The 16,848-nt window shown below is 64.2% G+C and carries 14 protein-coding genes and 1 tRNA gene; 10 read left to right on the forward strand and 5 right to left on the reverse strand.

Annotation, left to right across the window (positions count from 1 at the left end):
* Positions 1-356 precede the first annotated feature (356 nt).
* The 3 genes from CH286_RS02735 to CH286_RS02745 all read left to right on the forward strand — a co-directional run bounded on the left by CH286_RS02735 (position 357) and on the right by CH286_RS02745 (position 3,397).
* Positions 357-2,087: a DEAD/DEAH box helicase gene (locus CH286_RS02735; protein WP_094608382.1), complete on the forward strand. Its 1,731-nt coding sequence runs from the start codon at positions 357-359 to the stop codon at positions 2,085-2,087.
* Position 2,088: 1 nt separating this feature from the next.
* Positions 2,089-2,643, forward strand: a complete 555-nt coding sequence (locus tag CH286_RS02740; protein WP_037155235.1) for an SWIM zinc finger-containing protein — start codon at positions 2,089-2,091, stop codon at positions 2,641-2,643.
* Between the two features lie 112 nt (positions 2,644-2,755).
* On the forward strand, positions 2,756-3,397 hold the full coding sequence (locus tag CH286_RS02745) for a dihydrofolate reductase family protein (RefSeq protein ID WP_094608275.1): 642 nt from the start codon (positions 2,756-2,758) through the stop codon (positions 3,395-3,397).
* 102 nt (positions 3,398-3,499) lie between these two features.
* Here the strand turns inward: CH286_RS02745 and CH286_RS02750 are convergent, their stop codons facing one another.
* From CH286_RS02750 to CH286_RS02760, 3 genes are all read right to left on the reverse strand, one after another.
* Complete coding sequence (locus CH286_RS02750) at positions 3,500-4,414, reverse strand: MazG family protein (RefSeq protein WP_094608276.1); 915 nt, start codon at positions 4,412-4,414, stop codon at positions 3,500-3,502.
* Between the two features lie 2 nt (positions 4,415-4,416).
* Complete coding sequence (gene mfd / locus CH286_RS02755; protein ID WP_255182558.1) at positions 4,417-7,995, reverse strand: transcription-repair coupling factor; 3,579 nt, start codon at positions 7,993-7,995, stop codon at positions 4,417-4,419.
* A 216-nt stretch (positions 7,996-8,211) separates the two neighbouring features.
* Positions 8,212-8,781, reverse strand: coding sequence for a TetR/AcrR family transcriptional regulator (locus CH286_RS02760; RefSeq protein ID WP_032404272.1), 570 nt, complete (start codon positions 8,779-8,781; stop codon positions 8,212-8,214).
* A gap of 55 nt (positions 8,782-8,836) precedes the next feature.
* On the opposite strand from CH286_RS02760, the gene CH286_RS02765 reads away from it, so the two are divergent.
* The gene (locus tag CH286_RS02765) at positions 8,837-9,817 is read left to right on the forward strand and encodes an alpha/beta fold hydrolase (RefSeq protein ID WP_094608277.1); all 981 of its coding nucleotides are present in this window, start codon (positions 8,837-8,839) and stop codon (positions 9,815-9,817) included.
* A 1-nt stretch (position 9,818) separates the two neighbouring features.
* Here the strand turns inward: CH286_RS02765 and CH286_RS02770 are convergent, their stop codons facing one another.
* Both CH286_RS02770 and CH286_RS02775 read right to left on the reverse strand, forming a co-directional pair.
* Entirely contained in the window at positions 9,819-10,463 is a 645-nt protein-coding gene (locus tag CH286_RS02770; RefSeq protein WP_032377254.1) for a ScbR family autoregulator-binding transcription factor, read from the reverse strand.
* A gap of 189 nt (positions 10,464-10,652) precedes the next feature.
* On the reverse strand, positions 10,653-11,285 hold the full coding sequence (locus CH286_RS02775) for a TetR/AcrR family transcriptional regulator (RefSeq protein ID WP_080730482.1): 633 nt from the start codon (positions 11,283-11,285) through the stop codon (positions 10,653-10,655).
* A 243-nt stretch (positions 11,286-11,528) separates the two neighbouring features.
* On the opposite strand from CH286_RS02775, the gene CH286_RS02780 reads away from it, so the two are divergent.
* From CH286_RS02780 to CH286_RS02805, 6 genes are all read left to right on the forward strand, one after another.
* Positions 11,529-11,599 (forward strand) — tRNA-Gln (locus CH286_RS02780).
* A gap of 54 nt (positions 11,600-11,653) precedes the next feature.
* Positions 11,654-13,126 carry a bifunctional UDP-N-acetylglucosamine diphosphorylase/glucosamine-1-phosphate N-acetyltransferase GlmU gene (gene glmU, locus CH286_RS02785; protein ID WP_032377256.1) on the forward strand — a complete coding sequence of 491 codons (1,473 nt, stop codon included), beginning with the start codon at positions 11,654-11,656 and terminating at the stop codon, positions 13,124-13,126.
* Positions 13,123-14,106, forward strand: coding sequence for a ribose-phosphate diphosphokinase (locus tag CH286_RS02790; RefSeq protein WP_032377257.1), 984 nt, complete (start codon positions 13,123-13,125; stop codon positions 14,104-14,106). The genes glmU and CH286_RS02790 overlap by 4 nt, the downstream gene beginning before the upstream one ends.
* Positions 14,107-14,253: 147 nt before the next feature.
* Positions 14,254-14,886 carry a hypothetical protein gene (locus CH286_RS02795; protein ID WP_230592568.1) on the forward strand — a complete coding sequence of 211 codons (633 nt, stop codon included), beginning with the start codon at positions 14,254-14,256 and terminating at the stop codon, positions 14,884-14,886.
* An 18-nt stretch (positions 14,887-14,904) separates the two neighbouring features.
* Complete coding sequence (locus tag CH286_RS02800; protein ID WP_032404275.1) at positions 14,905-16,101, forward strand: sensor histidine kinase; 1,197 nt, start codon at positions 14,905-14,907, stop codon at positions 16,099-16,101.
* The gene (locus tag CH286_RS02805; RefSeq protein ID WP_032404276.1) at positions 16,098-16,760 is read left to right on the forward strand and encodes a response regulator; all 663 of its coding nucleotides are present in this window, start codon (positions 16,098-16,100) and stop codon (positions 16,758-16,760) included. The genes CH286_RS02800 and CH286_RS02805 overlap by 4 nt, the downstream gene beginning before the upstream one ends.
* The last annotated feature ends 88 nt before the right edge of the window (positions 16,761-16,848 follow it).

The raw sequence follows: 16,848 nt of genomic DNA on the forward strand, positions 1-16,848 counted from the left end.
GTCGCGTCAATGGACCATTGCACACGTCTGACCCGTGCAGTGGTTCATTCACGCAATAGCCCGGTCCGCGTCAATGGCGCACTGCATACGTCCGACCGGTGCAACGGTCCATTGACGCGGGCGGGTGAGCCCTCAGTCCAGCGGAGAACACCGAATCATCTGGGTGTCAAATTTCGACGTAGGGTCATAAATTCCGTTATTTTGCAACAGCTTTCGGAAATATTTCGAGTTTGACAGAACTGTGCGGCCTGCTTATGTTCTAGCGGTTCGGATTCGTCGCCGACTGCTTCTCGAAGGGATTCATGCCCCTCCCCCAGACTGCCGATACTCACGCGACCTACCTCCTCGATCGTCACATGTTCGCCCTGTGGACCTGGTCATCCGGCACTGTCGCACCTCCCCCACCCGTCGGCGATGCCCAGACGGTCACGCTGGCAGTTCCGACTCCAGACCTTTCGGGTTTCGAGGTGTCCGACGTCGACTGCGCGTTGATAGAGCCCGATCGACTGGCTGACGTTGTCCTCGACACTTCCGGTGCCTCGGTCGATGCGTGGCGGACGCACCTGGCGGGCGGCGGTTCTGCGCTGCCGATCGCGGGGCATGCGGTTCCCGATGCCACCGGGAGAGCGGTCATGTCGGCGGAACACGCCGTCGCCACCTTTCGCCACACGACGGCCGTCGCCGCCGAACTGCGCACAGCGCTGGTCGCGGAGATGCGGCCCTACCAGGTGCGCGGCGTGAGTTGGCTGCGTGAGACGGTGACCGCCCACGGCGGTGCGGTGCTCGCGGACGAGATGGGGCTCGGCAAAACGCTGCAGGCAATCGGCTACCTCGTCGGGCGCGCCGACGAGGGGCCACAGGTGGTGGTGAGTCCGACGTCGCTGGTCGGGAACTGGGCACACGAGATCGCTCGGTTTGCGCCGAGCCTCTCGACCGTGACCTGGCGCGGCGGGCCACTGCCGGCAATGGACCCGAGAACGGTGATGCTCACCGGGTATCCGACGTTGCGCACGCACGGTCCACAACTCGCCGATCTTCACTGGGCCACTGCCGTATTCGACGAGGCACAGGTGCTGAAGAACCCGCGTACCCAGATCTCGAAGGCCGCGCGACTCATCCACGCCGACGCGACGATCGCGATGACCGGCACGCCCGTCGAGAACCATCTCGACGAATTCTGGGCGCTGCTCAACCTCGTCGCACCGCACGTGTTCGGGAACAAGACTCAGTTCCGGCGTCGCTTCATCAAGCCGATATCGGACGGTTCCGGCGCCGCCGCCATTCGGCTACGGGCAGCGATCGAACCGGTTGTGTTGATGCGAAAGAAGTCTCAGGTCGCCGGATCACTTCCGCCGAAGATTCACGCCGACCTGATCTGCGATCTCACCGAGGAACAACAGCGGTTGTACGACCGCGTCCTCGATCAGGCGATCGACGACGGCTTCGGCGATGGCGTGCAACGCCAGGCCCGGGTGCTGGCGGCTCTGACCGCACTGAAACAAGTCTGCAATCACCCGGCACTGGTCACGGGCGACTCCGATGATCTGTCGGGGCGTTCGGGGAAGCTCGACCTCTGCACCGACATCGTGGCCAACAACCTCGAAACCGATTCGCCGACAATCATCTTCACCCAATATCGCAGGACCGGCGAGCTTCTCGTGCGACACTTCGGCGAGCAGTTCCGAGTGTCGGTGCCGTTCTTTCACGGTGGCCTGAATCAGGAGCAACGGGCAGATATCGTTCGACGTTTCCAGTCCGACGACGGCCCTACCGTACTGGTGCTGAGCCTGAAAGCCGGCGGCACCGGACTCACCCTGACTCGCGCAGCCGACGTCGTCCACTTCGACCGATGGTGGAACCCAGCCGTCGAGGCGCAGGCCTCGGATCGAGTCCATCGGATCGGGCAGACCCGCACGGTCACCATCACCACGCTGACCACCGACACCACCATCGAGGAGCACATCGCGGCCATGCATTCACGAAAATCGACGCTGTCCGACGTCGCCGATATGTCGGGTGTAGCCGAGCTGGCGAAGTTGGACGACGACCGGCTCGTCGACACGCTGCGCCGCAAGCGAAGCCGCTGACGTGGCGGACGACGACTTCGGCTACACAGTGTGGGGGCGGGACTGGGTTCGACTCGCCCAGCCGTTACGCGTGACCCGGCCCGACCCCCGGCTGCCCCGCGCCCGCGCACTGGCGAAGGGCGGAAAAGTGGAGGTGACGATCAGTGCCGGCAAGATCCGAGGAGCCGTCGAACACGGCCGCACAACACCTGAGGTGTCTATCGAGGTGGCACCGATGCCTTCACCTGCTCTGAACATCATCACCACCCAATTACAGGGAACCCGAACAATTCTCACCGACGAGATGTACAGCGAATGCACTGATCGAGGTCATCCGCCTGTACCCACACTCACCCGGGTCGAATGCACCTGCTCCGACAGCACCGGTCGCTGCGTCCACGTGCTGGCAGTCTTCTACGACGTGGCCCGGCGCATCGACGACGACCCGCGGCTGGCACTCGATATCCAGGACTTCGTCCGAGCCACGTCCGGCAGCACACAGGGCGACGCTGCGGTTCCGCACAGATGGATCGCACTCGACGGCCTCGATCCGGCCGACTACTTCACGGTTCGGTGATCGATGACGTGTGCCACCGGACTAGTCTGATCCGATCCAGTTCAGCGATGAGTTTCTACACGCGGCTCGGTCTACACGTCGTAGATCTTCATCATCGACATCGGGAGCACACATGGGACAGCTGGTTCGGGTACAGAACTTCACCATTTCGAGCGATGGGATCGCTGCGGGAGTGGACCAGAGCTTCGAGAGCCCGTTCGGTCTCGATCATGGAAGCCTGATGGCGTGGTGCGGGGCAACCGCGAGCTGGCCGAACCGCACCGCTCCAGGCGGCAGTCGTGGTCTGGACGACTACCTCGCCCGCGACTTCGCGAACAACATCGGTGCCGAGATCATGGGCCGACACAAGTTCGGCCCTCAACGCGGTCCGTGGGCCGACCACGAATGGCAGGGCTGGTGGGGCGAGGAACCACCGTTCCACACACCCGTCTTTGTCCTCACCCACCACGAGCGACCATCGATCACACTCTCCGACACCACGTTCCACTTCGTCGACGGCGAGCCGTCCGAGGTGCTGACACAGGCAAAGGAGGCGGCCGACGGTAAGGACGTGCGCCTCGGCGGTGGCGTCACCAGCATCCGGGAATTCCTCGATGCCGATCTCGTCGACACCATGCACATCGCTGTCGCTCCCATCGAATTCGGTTCGGGCCTGAAGCTGTGGGATTCACCCGGCGAGTTGGACGACAGATTCGAGCACGAGGTCGTCCCCAGCAGCAGTGGAATCACTCATCACCTGTTCTGGCGTAAGTAGTCGATCCGGATCAATGCGGCTTTGTTGCACTCTGAGCGACTGAAACCCACATTGATCCCATAACCGAGGGACGAGGTGAGGGGTGGAGCGGGTGGTGTAGGACTACCCCCGCAGACCCCAGTGCTCGATCCAATCCAGTGCAGACATTTCTCCCGGCGCGATGCCCGCGTTACGGGCGGATGCTTCGGCGTTGCGGATCAGGGATGCAAAATCCAATACCCGACGCCGCAGTGCGTCCTCGGCGCTTTCTCCACCGTGCGAATGGTCGACCCCGATGTGCACGACGCGTAGGCCGTCGGGAACGAGTTCGTCGGGTAGGCCGGCCTTGGTGGCTCGTCCGATCACCTTCTGCGCCAGGGCGAGTGACGGCTGGGACAAAGCAATGCCGTCGATGCAGGATCGCCGTGCCTTTTCCGACGCCTTCTGCGCTTCCCAGGCGCGCTCTTGTTCGACGATGTCGATCGGTCCGCCGTCCTGGCGAGCGAGGTGCGGGCTGCGGTGGGTGAGTTTGGCAACGAGTCCCGCGGCGACGTCGTCGATATCGAACGCATTCTCGGCGGCGTTCTGAGCGATTCTGGAGTGAAAGAGTACCTGCAGCAACAGGTCTCCGAGTTCCTCGCGCAGGTCGTTCAAGTTCCCTGCGGCTATGGCGTCGAGGAGTTCGTAGGTTTCTTCCAACAGGTAACCACGCAGCGATTCGTGGGTCTGCTGCGCTTCCCAGCCACCGACGGTGTGCAATCGGTCCATCAAGTGCACCGCTGCGATCACGTCGTCACCGGGCAACTTCTCGGCGGCGATGACTCGTTCTCCGCGCGCGATCCGGTCCTGGACGTCGGGGTTGGCCCGGTCGGTGCTGACCAGGACGGGATCGACGGCATCGGGCGCAGCGGTGCCGGAGAACAGCCACCGCACCCGCACCGGTACCTCTTCGGTGAATTGCACCGCACCACCGAGGAATTCGACAGCATCCACGGGTACCTGCGCCGGACGAACGGGGTCGAGCAGAACTACCGTCACCGCTACACCCCCACTGTTTGCTCCAACAAGACCGACCGAGATGGCTTCCCGTCCAAGGATAGGATGAGATCGGCGATGAACTGCACCAATTCGACGTCGCGCACGCGCGCCGCGCCCACTCCGCCACCCTCGACGCGCGGCAGCGGCAATTGCACCACCCCGGTCGTCGCCCGGTAGGTGGCGCTGGGATAAAGCCGCTTGAGGCGAATCTGCTTGGAATCGGGCAACTCCATCGGAGCCAGCTTCACCTGCGTTCCGGCGACGTTGACGTCGGTCAAGCCGTATTCCTTGGCGATCAGCCTCAACTTCGCGATGGAGACCAGGCGGCCGACCTCCTCGGGAAGGGGCCCGTACCGGTCGACGAGTTCGTCGATGACGGCGTCGATACCAGCAGAATCGGCTGCCGCAGCGAGCTTTCGGTAGCCCTCGAGGCGCAACCGGTCGCTGGTGACGTAGTCGGGTGGAATGTTGGCGTCGACGGGAAGGTCGATGCGCACTTCCTTCGGAGCCTCGTCGGTCGTGATGGGCTTTCCGTCCGCAGCGGCGCGGTAGGCCTCGACCGCCTCACCCACGAGCCGCACGTACAGGTCGAATCCAACGCCTGCGACGTGCCCGGACTGCTCGGCTCCCAGAACGTTTCCGGCACCGCGGATTTCGAGGTCCTTCATCGCCACGGCCATACCGGCACCGAGGTCGGAGTTCTGCGAGATGGTCGCCAGGCGATCGTAGGCGGTCTCGGTCAGCGGCTTCTCCGGTGGATACAGGAAGTACGCGTAGCCACGCTCGCGACTACGACCCACTCGCCCTCGGAGCTGGTGCAGCTGAGAGAGGCCGAGCGAATCGGACCGCTCCACGATCAGCGTGTTGGCATTCGAGATGTCCAGACCGGTTTCGATGATGGTGGTACACACCAGCACGTCGGTCTCGCGCTGCCAGAAACCCTGCACGGTCCGTTCGAGTGTCTCCTCGTTCATCTGACCGTGGGCGGTCGCGACCCTGGCCTCGGGCACCAGATCACGAATCTTCTTGGCGGCCTTGTCGATCGAACTGACTCGGTTGTGGACGAAGAACACCTGACCGTCACGCAGCAACTCGCGCCTGATGGCCGCGGCGACCTGCTTGTCGTTGTACGCCCCGACGTAGGTGAGCACCGGGTGCCGCTCCTCGGGCGGGGTGAGAATGGTGGACATCTCACGGATGCCGGCCAGACTCATCTCGAGGGTTCGTGGAATCGGCGTGGCCGACATCGTCAGCACGTCCACGTGGGTTCGAAGCGACTTGATGTGCTCCTTGTGCTCGACGCCGAAACGCTGCTCCTCGTCGACGATGACCAGACCGAGGTCCTTCCAGGCGACACCGGTCTGCAGCAATCTGTGTGTCCCGACGACAATATCGACTGTGCCGTCGGCCAACCCGGCCATGACCTCTTTGGACTCGGACCCGTGCGTGAAGCGGGAGAGCCCCTTCACCGTCACCGGGAACGACGCCATGCGTGCGGTGAAGGTCTGCAGATGCTGTTGTGCCAGAAGCGTTGTCGGAACCAAGACGGCGACCTGCTTGCCGTCCTGCACAGCCTTGAACGCGGCGCGTACTGCGATTTCGGTCTTGCCGTACCCGACGTCGCCGAGGATGACGCGGTCCATCGGGACCGCCTTCTCCATGTCGGCCTTGACGTCGGTGATGGCGGTCATCTGGTCGACCGTCTCGGTGAATCCGAACGCATCTTCCATCTCGAGCTGCCACGGAGTGTCGGGCCCGAAGGCATGCCCGGGAGCTGCCTGACGAGCGGCGTACAGCTGCACCAGCTCGCCGGCGATCTCACGAACTGCCTTGCGCGCCTTGCGTTTGGTATTGGCCCAGTCGGATCCGCCGAGCTTGCTCAACGACGGCAGCTCGCCGCCGACGTAGCGTGAGAGCTGATCGAGCGAGTCCATCGGGACGAACAGTCGGTCGCCGGGATGGCCCCGCTTGCTCGGTGCATATTCGACGACGAGGTATTCGCGTCGGGCACCACCGATGGTGCGTTCGACCATCTCGACGAATCGACCGATGCCGTGCTGATCGTGCACGACGCTGTCGCCGGCGACGAGAGCAAGGGGATCGACCTGATTGCGACGCTTCGCCGGAAGCTTGCGCCCCTCCCCCGCTGCGGCGACGCGGTTGCCGGTCAGATCGCTTTCGGTGACGACGACGAGCTTGGCATCGGGGAACACCAGGCCGTCGTGCAACGATCCGCAGAGGACGTTGACGACGTCCGCGACCGGAACCGCACCGGACTCGAGATGTGCTGCAGGCACTTCGGCCTCGGCGAGGCGTTCGATGATGCGAGTGGCGGTACCGGCGCCCGCCACGGAGATGACGGCGCGGCCACCGGTGGCAATGTGCGCCCGCAGGGTGGCGAACAGGGCCGTCAGAGCTTCCTCGGACCCGCGGACCTCCGGGACCGAATCGACAGCGAGTTCGACTTCTTCGCCGTTGCCGGATGCGAGCGGGCTGATGGTCCACCAGGGACGGCCGTGCACCTGCGCGGACTCGCGAACCTGTCGAAGAGACCGATACGCCGAGGCACCGAGATCCAGTGACGCGCCTTCGAGACTGGACGTGTCGAGGGTGGAGGTATCGAGCGGCGCAGCTCCACCGATCGAGGCTGCCGTCCAGGATGCTTCGAGGAACTCTTGGCCCGTGCGCACCAGATCTGTTGCGCGCGTGCGGATTCGCTCAGGGTCGCACAGCAGTACGTGCGTTCCCGCGGGGAGGGTATCGGCGAGCAATTGCAGTTCGCCCGGCTGCAGCAGCGGAAGCAACGCTTCCATTCCCTCCACGGGAACTCCGGCGGAGAGCTTGTCCAGCATCTCCACCAGCGCCGTGTCACCCGCGTTGTCGGCGGCGAGCACTGCGGCGCGGTCGCGGACCTCCTGGGTGAGGAGCAGCTCACGGCACGGCGGCGCGATGACGAGTTCGACCTCGTGATCGGGCAGCGACCGTTGATCGGAGACCGCGAACGCGCGGAGTTCGGTGATCTCGTCGCCCCAGAATTCCACGCGCACCGGGTGATCTGCCGTCGGCGAGAAGAGGTCGAGGATGCCGCCGCGGACGGCGAACTCGCCGCGCTTGCCGACCATGTCCACGCGCAGGTATCCGAACTCGACGAGTCGGTGGATCAAGCCGTCGAAGTCGATGTCGAGCCCGACCTTCAACGTCACAGGTTCGATCTCGCCGAGACCGGGAGCCATGGGCTGCACCAGCGAGCGGACGGTGGTGACGATGACGCGCAGAGGATCGCCGTAATCGGTATCGCCGGGACGCGCGAGCCGGCGGAGCACGTCCAGTCGCTTGCCGACTGTGTCTGCGCTCGGTGACAGTCGCTCGTGTGGAAGCGTCTCCCACGACGGGAACATCACGACGCCGCCGCCGAGGATCTGGCGGAGTTCGTCGGTGAGGTCGTCCGCTTCACGCCCGGTGGCGGTGACGATCAACAGCTGAGTGTGCTGCGCGATCGCGGCCGCGACGAATGGGCGAACCGAGTGCGGTCCGATGAGGGTGTGCTCAGCGGTGCCGATCGCGTCGGCAACGGCCACCATCGACGAATCCGTCAGCGCAACGCTGGCCAGACCCGACAGTTGCAGCGCCGCGTCGGGAACGATCGGGGCCGGCCCGGATGGCGACACGGCAGGCAGAGAATCGGAAGACAACAGCAATGCTCCTACAAGCGATTCGAGGCGACGGCTGCGCATGCACAGTCGCCATCGAGTCTATGGGAGTACGCCGACAACCTGGCAGGCGGGAGACACGCGAGCTCAGCTCAGAGCTGCGTCGAGCATCGCCGCGAGTGACTCGCCAGCAGCAGCCGAATCGTAATCCGGGTCGTGCAGGCATTCGGTGACGATCGCGTCGACCGCGCCGCCGGTGATGATGGCGAGCGTTCGTGAATCGACACCGTCCGTCCCACGTGCACGGACCGACGCGTCGATGAGGTCGGCCAACGGCCGCCATCGCTGCTCCGGCGTGTGTCCGGCCGTGGAGTTTGCCAGCGCCTCGATCAGCATGCGCGTGTGCCGGGGGTGAGCGCGGAGGTGGCCGACCATGGCCCGGACGTACGCCTGAGGACCGTCCTGCGCTGGAACATCCCCGACCGCAGCAGCCACGTCCTGGACGAGAGCATCGAGAACGAATCGATACGCCGCTTCCACAACCGCATCCTTGGTTCGGAAGTGGTACAGCACAGCCGCTTTGGTGATGCCGGCGTTGTCTGCGATACGCGCGAGCGAGACGTTCGAGTATCCGTGCTCGGCGACCGCAGCGATCGTGACGTCGATCAGCTGCGCGCGCCGGGTGCGTTCGATGAAGCTCGGTTCTCTCGTTGCCACAACCGCCAGCTTACCGTACGGTCGAAATACTTACCGATCGGTTAGGAGACCGGACATGAACGATCGAGTACCGAAAACACGCCGTCGATACCTGAAGATCGCAGCCGGGGCGTTGACCGTCGGCGCGCTCGCCCTCACGTTCGCGCTCCGATCCCCCTCACCTGTTGGGCACTGGAACAGCGCAGAGAGCGAGGATCGATTTCTCGCCGCATACGACCGCGCTTTCGAAGATCTACCCACCCCGGCAGAAACAATCGACGTTCGCACCGACTATGGCGTCGTCCGCGTCTATCGGTTTGCCGGCACGGGCGGCTCCACGCACCCGCTACTACTCCTACCTGGGCGGTCCTCCGCGACCCCGGTCTGGGCAGCGAATCTTCCGGGCCTGCTGACGATCGGGGACGTCTACACCGTCGATCTACTGGGCGAACCGGGTCGCAGTATTCAAGAACGTCCGATCTCCGGTGACGAAGATCAGGCAGACTGGCTCGCGCAGACCCTCGCGGCTCTGCCCGTCGACAAAGTGCACGTGATCGGGCTGTCCATCGGCGGGTGGACGGCGGCGAACCTGGCACTGCACGACAGCTCCCGCATCGCCTCCCTCACACTGATCGACCCTGTGGAGGTCTTTTCCGACATCCCCTGGAGCACCGCGATCCGCGCGCTCCCTGCCGCCGTACCGTGGCTGCCGAAGTCATGGCGAGACGGCTTCAACTCGTACACCGCGGGCGGTGCCGAGGTCCAGAACGTTCCGATTGCAGACATGATCGAGGTCGGAATGCAGGGCTACTCGCTGAAACTGCCGCAGCCCACGCGAATCACCGAAGAACGCCTAGCGACACTCGAGGTGCCGCTACTGGCCGTCATCGCAGGAAAGTCCGTGATGCACGACGCCACGGATGCCGTCGCCACGGCAGAACGGGCGCTTCCCGACGGGACCGTGCGGCTCTATCCCGACGCCTCACATGCCGTCAACGGCGAATATCCGGATCGCCTCCAGGGCGATATTGCAGACTTCGTTGCGGAGAACTCGTGAGTTACGGGCCGAAGCGGATGACTCGACGAGCCGCGAACTCGCGGAAGTAGTCCAACTTGTTGGCAGGAACAAGGGCCGGCAGGAGGTAGTACCAGAGTCGCTCCATGCGCGAGGGCAGTTCCTCGGTGGTGGAGGTGGCGACCGCAACCATGTGCACGCCGGTGAGAATCTCGAGTACGAGCGAACCGATGGTGCGTGAATCCGAGTTGGGATCGATGTCGCCCTGCGCGATCGCCTTGGCGGCGAGCCTGTCGAACGACTCGCTCCAGCCGGCCATCACATTGCCCTCGGTGCCTCGGTAGTCACCGATCTGATGGCTCAATCGGAGCATGGCCGAGACCATGGGATCGCTGACCGAGAGATCGACGACGATGTAGGAGATGCCGATAGCCGCTTCGAGTGCGGGGATGCGACCATCGTTGAACTGCGAGCAGGCAGTGGTCAGACGAGTGTTGCCCTCGTCGATGACCGCACGCGCCAATTCTTCCTTGGAACCGAAATGGAAGTACAGAGCGCCTTTGGTGACCTGAGACTGAGAGATGATCTCGCTGAGACTCGCGTTCGCGTACCCGAGGCGCAGGAATACATTCGCTGCGCCCGCGAGCACGGTGTCGCGGGTTATCTCAGCGCGGGCCTGCCTGACCATAGGATCCGCCTTCGCGATTCTGTACTGACACTGCGCAAATTACGCCCGAACGGTACCACTGAGTGGCTTTACGTCTCATGCCAACATGCATCGGTCCGGTTGAGCACTGTGCCGTGAGTGACACAGCTCTCATGGCCGACAAAGGGGACGATACCCCCTCTTTCACCGCGAAGAGACGAAACCGGGTACTCATTCCTCGGTCAGTCGAGGGTCCGCTTCCAGGTTTGTCAACCCGTTCCAGCACAGGTTGACCACGTGTGCAGCCACCACTTCCTTCGAGGGAGTGCGCACGTCCAGCCACCACTGCGCCGTCATCGACACCATTCCGACCAGGGCCTGGGCATACATCGGGGCGAACTCGGGATCGAGGCCGCGACGCGAGAAGTCTCCGGCCAACATATGTCCGACGCGTCCGATGGCCTCGTTGAGCAGGGACGAGTACTTGCCGTCCTCGGCAGAGGCAGGGGAATCACGAACGAGAATGCGGAAACCGTCGGTCCGATCCTCGATGTAGGTCAGCAGCGCGAGCGCGACACGTTCCACACGGATTCGCGATCGATTGAGGTCGAGAGATTTGGTGATCATCCCCAGCAACGTGGACATCTCACGGTCGACGATGACGGCGTAGAGGCCTTCTTTACCGCCGAAATGTTCGTAGACGACCGGCTTGGACACGTTGGCACGTCCGGCGATCTCCTCCACCGACGCGGCCTCGTAGCCACGTTCGGCGAAGAGCGTCCGTCCCACCTCGATCAGCTGCTCGCGACGTTGAGTGCCGGTCATCCGAACTCGAGGTGAGCGTTCTTGCTCCGAGGCTGACATGGAAACCGCTTCCGTTACCGACCGTGCACGTCCTGACGCCGGAATCGACGACCACCTCACCCTAGCGATGTCCGATCCATCCCATTGGTGTGCCTGTGGGAACGACCTGCCCGGTCTGTTATACGTCGCGGTTCGACTCACCACTACCTCTCATGCGAGGATCGTTGCGCTCGGTGGGAGCGCAACGGCTTGACGAATGCGTCGTTCGATTCGTCGGCCACTGTCTGTACCACCGGTCGATTATCCGCCGTGGTGTAATGGCAGCACCTCTGATTTTGGTTCAGATAGTTCAGGTTCGAGTCCTGGCGGCGGAGCGAGCAACATCATTCACGCATGCCCGTCTTTCGCGTTACCGCCTGAGGAGCTCAATGCCTGTGCAGACCGCCGTGGTCGTTCTCGCTGCGGGTGCAGGTACCCGAATGCGCTCGAAGACCCCGAAAGTTCTGCATCCTCTCGCCGGACGCACGATGCTCGCGCACGCCCTTCACGCGGCCGCCGACCTCGGGCCCGACCACCTGGTTACCGTCGTCGGACACGATCGTGAACGAGTTTCTTCCGCCGTGCACGATCTCGCGGCCACCTTGGGTCGCACCATCCACACCGCTGTTCAGGATCGACAGTTGGGTACCGGACATGCCGTGCAGTGCGGCCTGGCCGCGCTCCCGGACGACTTCGAGGGCACGATCCTCGTCACCGCGGCCGACGTCCCTCTGCTCGACGGCCACACCCTCAAGGCATTGCTCGACGAGCATCTGAGTGCCCCGCGTCCCGCGGCCGCGACGGTGCTGACCTTCGTCCCGGACGATGCCAACGGCTACGGCCGCATCGTTCGCACCGACGACGGCGAGGTGGCCGAGATCGTCGAACACGCCGACGCCACCCCCGCGCAGGTGCTGATCGGCGAGGTCAACTCCGGCGTCTACGCGTTCGACGCGGTGGCGCTGCGCACCGCACTCGGCAAGCTCAGCACCGCCAATGCCCAGCACGAGCTGTATCTGACCGACGTCGTCAAGATCAGCAAGGCCGACGGCAAGGCTGTCTACGGCACCCAGCTCGCCGATCCCGACCTGGTGGTGGGCGTCAACGATCGCGTGCAGCTGTCGCACGTCACGTCGGTACTCAATCGCCACATCATCGAGCGGCACATGCGGGCAGGCGTCACCGTCGTCGACCCGTCGACCACGTGGATCGACATCGATGTCACTCTCGGTGCGGACGTTCGCCTCGAGCCCGGTGTCCAGCTGCACGGCAAAACCCATATCGCCGACGACGCGGTCGTCGGGCCGGATTCGACCCTGCGTGACGTCGAGATCGGGGAACGCGCGTCGGTGGTGCGCACCCACGCCGAGCAGGCCGTGATCGGACCGGATGCCACCGTCGGACCGTTCACGTACCTGCGTCCGGGCACCGTTCTCGGCACCGGCGGCAAGCTCGGTGCCTACGTCGAGACCAAGAACGCGACGATCGGCAACCACACCAAGGTTCCGCACCTGACCTACGTCGGCGATGCCACGATCGGCGACCACAGCAACATCGGTTGCTCCAACGTCTTCGCCAACTACGACGGCGTCAACAAGAGCCGCACGGAAATCGGATCCCATGTACGGACCGGTTCCGACTCGACGTTCGTCGCTCCCGTTCACGTGGGCGACGGCGCTTACACCGGCGCAGGGACAGTGGTTCGGGAAGATGTTCCTCCCGGCGCGCTGGCCGTCTCCGGTGGCAAGCAACGCAATATCGAAGGCTGGGTCATCGACAACAGGCCCGGAACCGAAGCTGCGCAGGCAGCGGCGCTCGCAGATCGTGATCGGCACGAACAAAAGGACGGCGAACAGCAGTGAGCACCCCCAATTGGATCGACAACCAGAAGAACCTGATGTTGTTCTCTGGTCGAGCACATCCGGAGTTGGCCGAGCAGGTCGCCAAGGAACTCGGCATCGAGATCACCCCGCAGACGGCACGTGACTTCGCCAACGGCGAGATCTTCGTGCGCTTCGAGGAGTCGGTCCGCGGATCGGACGCGTTCGTTCTGCAGTCGCATCCGTTCCCGCTCAACACCTGGCTGATGGAACAGCTGATCATGATCGACGCTCTCAAGCGTGGATCGGCCAAGCGCATCACCGCGATCCTCCCGTTCTACCCGTACGCCCGCCAGGACAAGAAGCACCGCGGCCGCGAGCCCATCTCCGCTCGCCTCGTCGCCGATCTGCTCAAGACCGCAGGTGCAGACCGCATCATCACCGTCGACCTGCACACCGATCAGATTCAGGGCTTCTTCGACGGCCCCGTCGATCACATGCACGCGCACAGCCAGCTCGCCGATCACATCCGCGGCAAGTACAGCCTCGAGCACATCACCGTCGTCTCCCCCGACTCCGGCCGCGTCCGCGTCGCCGAGAAGTGGGCGGACTCCTTCGGCGGCGCACCGCTGGCCTTCATCCACAAGACGCGTGATCCGCTGGTGCCCAACCAGGTCAAGTCCAACCGCGTCGTCGGCGAGGTCGAGGGTCGCACCTGCATCCTCATCGACGACATGATCGACACCGGCGGTACCATCGCGGGCGCCGTGAAGGTTCTCAAGGAAGCAGGCGCGGGCGACGTCGTCATCGCCGCGACTCACGGCGTTCTGTCCAACCCGGCCGCCGAGCGCCTCGCCAACTGCGGCGCCAAGGAAGTCGTCGTCACCAACACCCTCCCGATCAGCGACGAGAAGCGCTTCGAGACGCTCACCGAGCTGTCGATCGCACCCCTGCTGGCCCGCACCATCCGCGAGGTCTTCGAAAACGGTTCCGTCACCAGCCTTTTCAACGGCAGCGCATAACAATAGGTCTGTTTCGCTCGACCGGAACCCGCCCCACCCACTCTCCGTCCGCACTGCATGAACTACGTCACGTCGACGACCGGAATATGCAGCTCGCGAGACGGGGGTGTGTGGGGCGGGTTTTGTTGTCACCTAAGATGACTCGTCGTGATCGACGCGCACTCTCTCAACGGCCCGGCTGGAACTACTACCGTCAGAATTGCTCGATGGACGCCGGGCGGGTGCGTCTGGTGCGGCAGCACCGACAGCGTCGAAACCTTCAGGAACGAGCCTCGCTGCGGTCTGTGCCGCGAGAAGGAAGCCGTCATCGACGAGGCCAAGCACTTCATCGGCATGTACGGTCTGCGGCCCCTGGGCGGCACCCTGGCATCCGAGGACGACGAGGAGCGCGAGTACCGCGTCACCGCCCGCGATGCGCGTGAGGTCCTCAACCGCATTCGGCTCGAGAAGCTTCCCGACCCGGCCGCCGTACGCAAGGCGTTGCGCCCCAGGGCCGCTGCCGCGGTGAACGCACCGGCCTCACCCTCGTCGACCTCCGCTCCGGCGAAGGCACCGACGAAGAAGTCGCAGGCCGGTGTCACCGGAATCGATGCGATCGAACTGCAGTCCCGCGTGGAGAAGTTGCTCGGCCAACTCACCTCCGTCGACGAGCAGATCAGCGCACTCGACGGCGTTCAGGGCCTCCCCGCACGCGCTCGCATGAAGGATCTCGAACGTCAGCGGACCACCGTGCTGACAACACTGGCCGCGCTCGAGAAGGCTCGTCGCCGCACCAACTGATCCACGTAGTCTGATCGAGTGCTTCGCAAGCGTTCGATCTCACGGCAGGTGCTCGATGTCACCTACGCCGTGGTCTTCGTTCTGCTCCTGCTGCCGTCGACTCTGAGCCAATCCTCCGGTTCTCCGAGCGCAGCTGTTCTGATCGGGTTCGGCATCGCATTGGCCATCCGGCGCCGATCGCCACGATGGTCCTTGGCGCTCGCCTGGGTCCTTGCCGTCGTACAGATGGTCAGCGGAGTGCTCCCCCTGTCGGCGGATACAGCGATCTTCGCGATTCTGTACTGCTCGGCCGCGTACGGCGACAACGTGGTTCGACGCCTCGGTCTCGCCTCGGCCGTCGTCGGCGGAGTGATAGCGGCGCTGTACCTGGCGTTCGTGGACGGCAATCCATTCGGGGCGCCCACCGATGCAGGATTTCAGGAACCGAGGCTGCTGCAGGCCGCCGTTCTCCTCGCTGCGCTGTGGGCCATGCTCGGGCTGTCCTGGGCGCTCGGTCGACTCGCCTACGCCCGGCGTACAGCCATCGAATCGGCACACGCACGCGAGCTCGCCGAGGTACACCAGGCGCGAGCCGAACATGAAGTGGCAATCGAACAGGAGCGCAACCGAATTGCCCGGGACATGCACGACATCGTGGCGCATTCCCTGGCCGTGGTGATCGCTCAGGCCGATGGCGCACGCTACGTGCGTGCACTGGACCCCGCGGCCGTCGACACTGCACTGACGACGATCTCCGACACAGCGCGCGAGGCACTGTCCGACGTCCGGGTGCTGCTGGGGCAGCTCCGCCACAGCCAAGGCGATCTACCGACCCCCGGTCCGGGCGACCTGGAGCGTCTGCTCGACCAGATGCGCGCCACCGGCCTGAACATCGACTCCTCGATCGACACCGGCGACGTGTCGTTGGGTGCCGGAGCGCATCTGGCGTTGTACCGCATCGCGCAGGAATCGTTGACCAATGCACTGCGCCATGGCGATCCGAACGCGCCGGTGACCGTCGCCATCGAATCGGATTCTGCCGGCGTCGAACTGACGGTACGAAACAGTGTGTTCCCGGGGCTTCCCGCGGCGGAATCGTCCGGCCACGGAGTGGCCGGCATGAAGGAACGCGCCGGCCTCTCCGGCGGCACGTGCACAGCGACCGGCGACGCCTCGTCATGGACTGTGACGGCGTGGTTGCCCACCACCACCCCCTCGACGAAGGGCACGACGTGAGTTCCGATCGCATCGAAGTTGCGCTGGTCGACGATCAGCAGCTGTTCCGAGCCGGCATTCGCATGCTGATCTCCTCCCAGCCCGACCTGGAATTCGTCGGGGAGGCGGGCAACGGACGAGAAGCCGTCGAACTCGCAGCGTCCGTCACTCCCGACGTGATGCTCATGGACATCCGGATGCCGGTGCTCGACGGTATCGCCGCGACCGAGCAGATTCTGGCCGCCTCCGACACACCACCGCGCATTCTGGTACTCACCACGTTCGACCTGGACGAGAGCGCTGCGCGAGCCATTCGTTCGGGCGCAAGCGGATTCGTGCTCAAGGATGCCGACCCGGAGTTTCTGCTCGCTGCGATCCGTACGGTCCATGCCGGAAACTCGGTGATCGCCGCGTCCGCGACGACCGGCTTGTTGGCGCATTTCACTCCGACGCCTCCGGTTCCGACGGTGCCGGCCGCCTTCGAGACCCTCACTGCGCGGGAGAAGGAGCTCTTCCGGCTCACAGCCCGCGGGCTGAGCAACTCCGAGATCGCCGAACTGGAGTACCTGAGCGAAGCGACGGTGAAAACACACATCAGCCGCATATTCGCCAAGCTGCACCTGCGCGATCGAGTGCAGCTGGTGGTCTACGCATTCGAGCACGGACTGAACTCGCCTTGACCCCGGGACTGACGCCGATGTCATCCTGCAGATGTACGACGCGAAGACTCGCGCCTGATTACTTCGATCCGGCGAATTCATAGCGTTG

Source organism: Rhodococcus sp. WWJCD1 (genome assembly GCF_002258735.1).
In the GTDB taxonomy this organism is placed as follows: Bacteria; Actinomycetota; Actinomycetes; order Mycobacteriales; family Mycobacteriaceae; genus Rhodococcoides.

Coding starts and splice junctions, on each gene's coding strand:
- CH286_RS02770 (WP_032377254.1), bottom strand. CDS start 10,463: ATGGTCAGGCAGGCCCGCGCTGAGATAACCCGCGACACCGTGCTCGCG.
- glmU (WP_032377256.1), top strand. CDS start 11,654: ATGCCTGTGCAGACCGCCGTGGTCGTTCTCGCTGCGGGTGCAGGTACC.
- mfd (WP_255182558.1), bottom strand. CDS start 7,995: ATGGTGGCCGTTGCCGACGCGATCGGCACCGCTGAGCACACCCTCATC.
- CH286_RS02735 (WP_094608382.1), top strand. CDS start 357: ATGTTCGCCCTGTGGACCTGGTCATCCGGCACTGTCGCACCTCCCCCA.
- CH286_RS02765 (WP_094608277.1), top strand. CDS start 8,837: ATGAACGATCGAGTACCGAAAACACGCCGTCGATACCTGAAGATCGCA.
- CH286_RS02745 (WP_094608275.1), top strand. CDS start 2,756: ATGGGACAGCTGGTTCGGGTACAGAACTTCACCATTTCGAGCGATGGG.
- CH286_RS02775 (WP_080730482.1), bottom strand. CDS start 11,285: ATGTCAGCCTCGGAGCAAGAACGCTCACCTCGAGTTCGGATGACCGGC.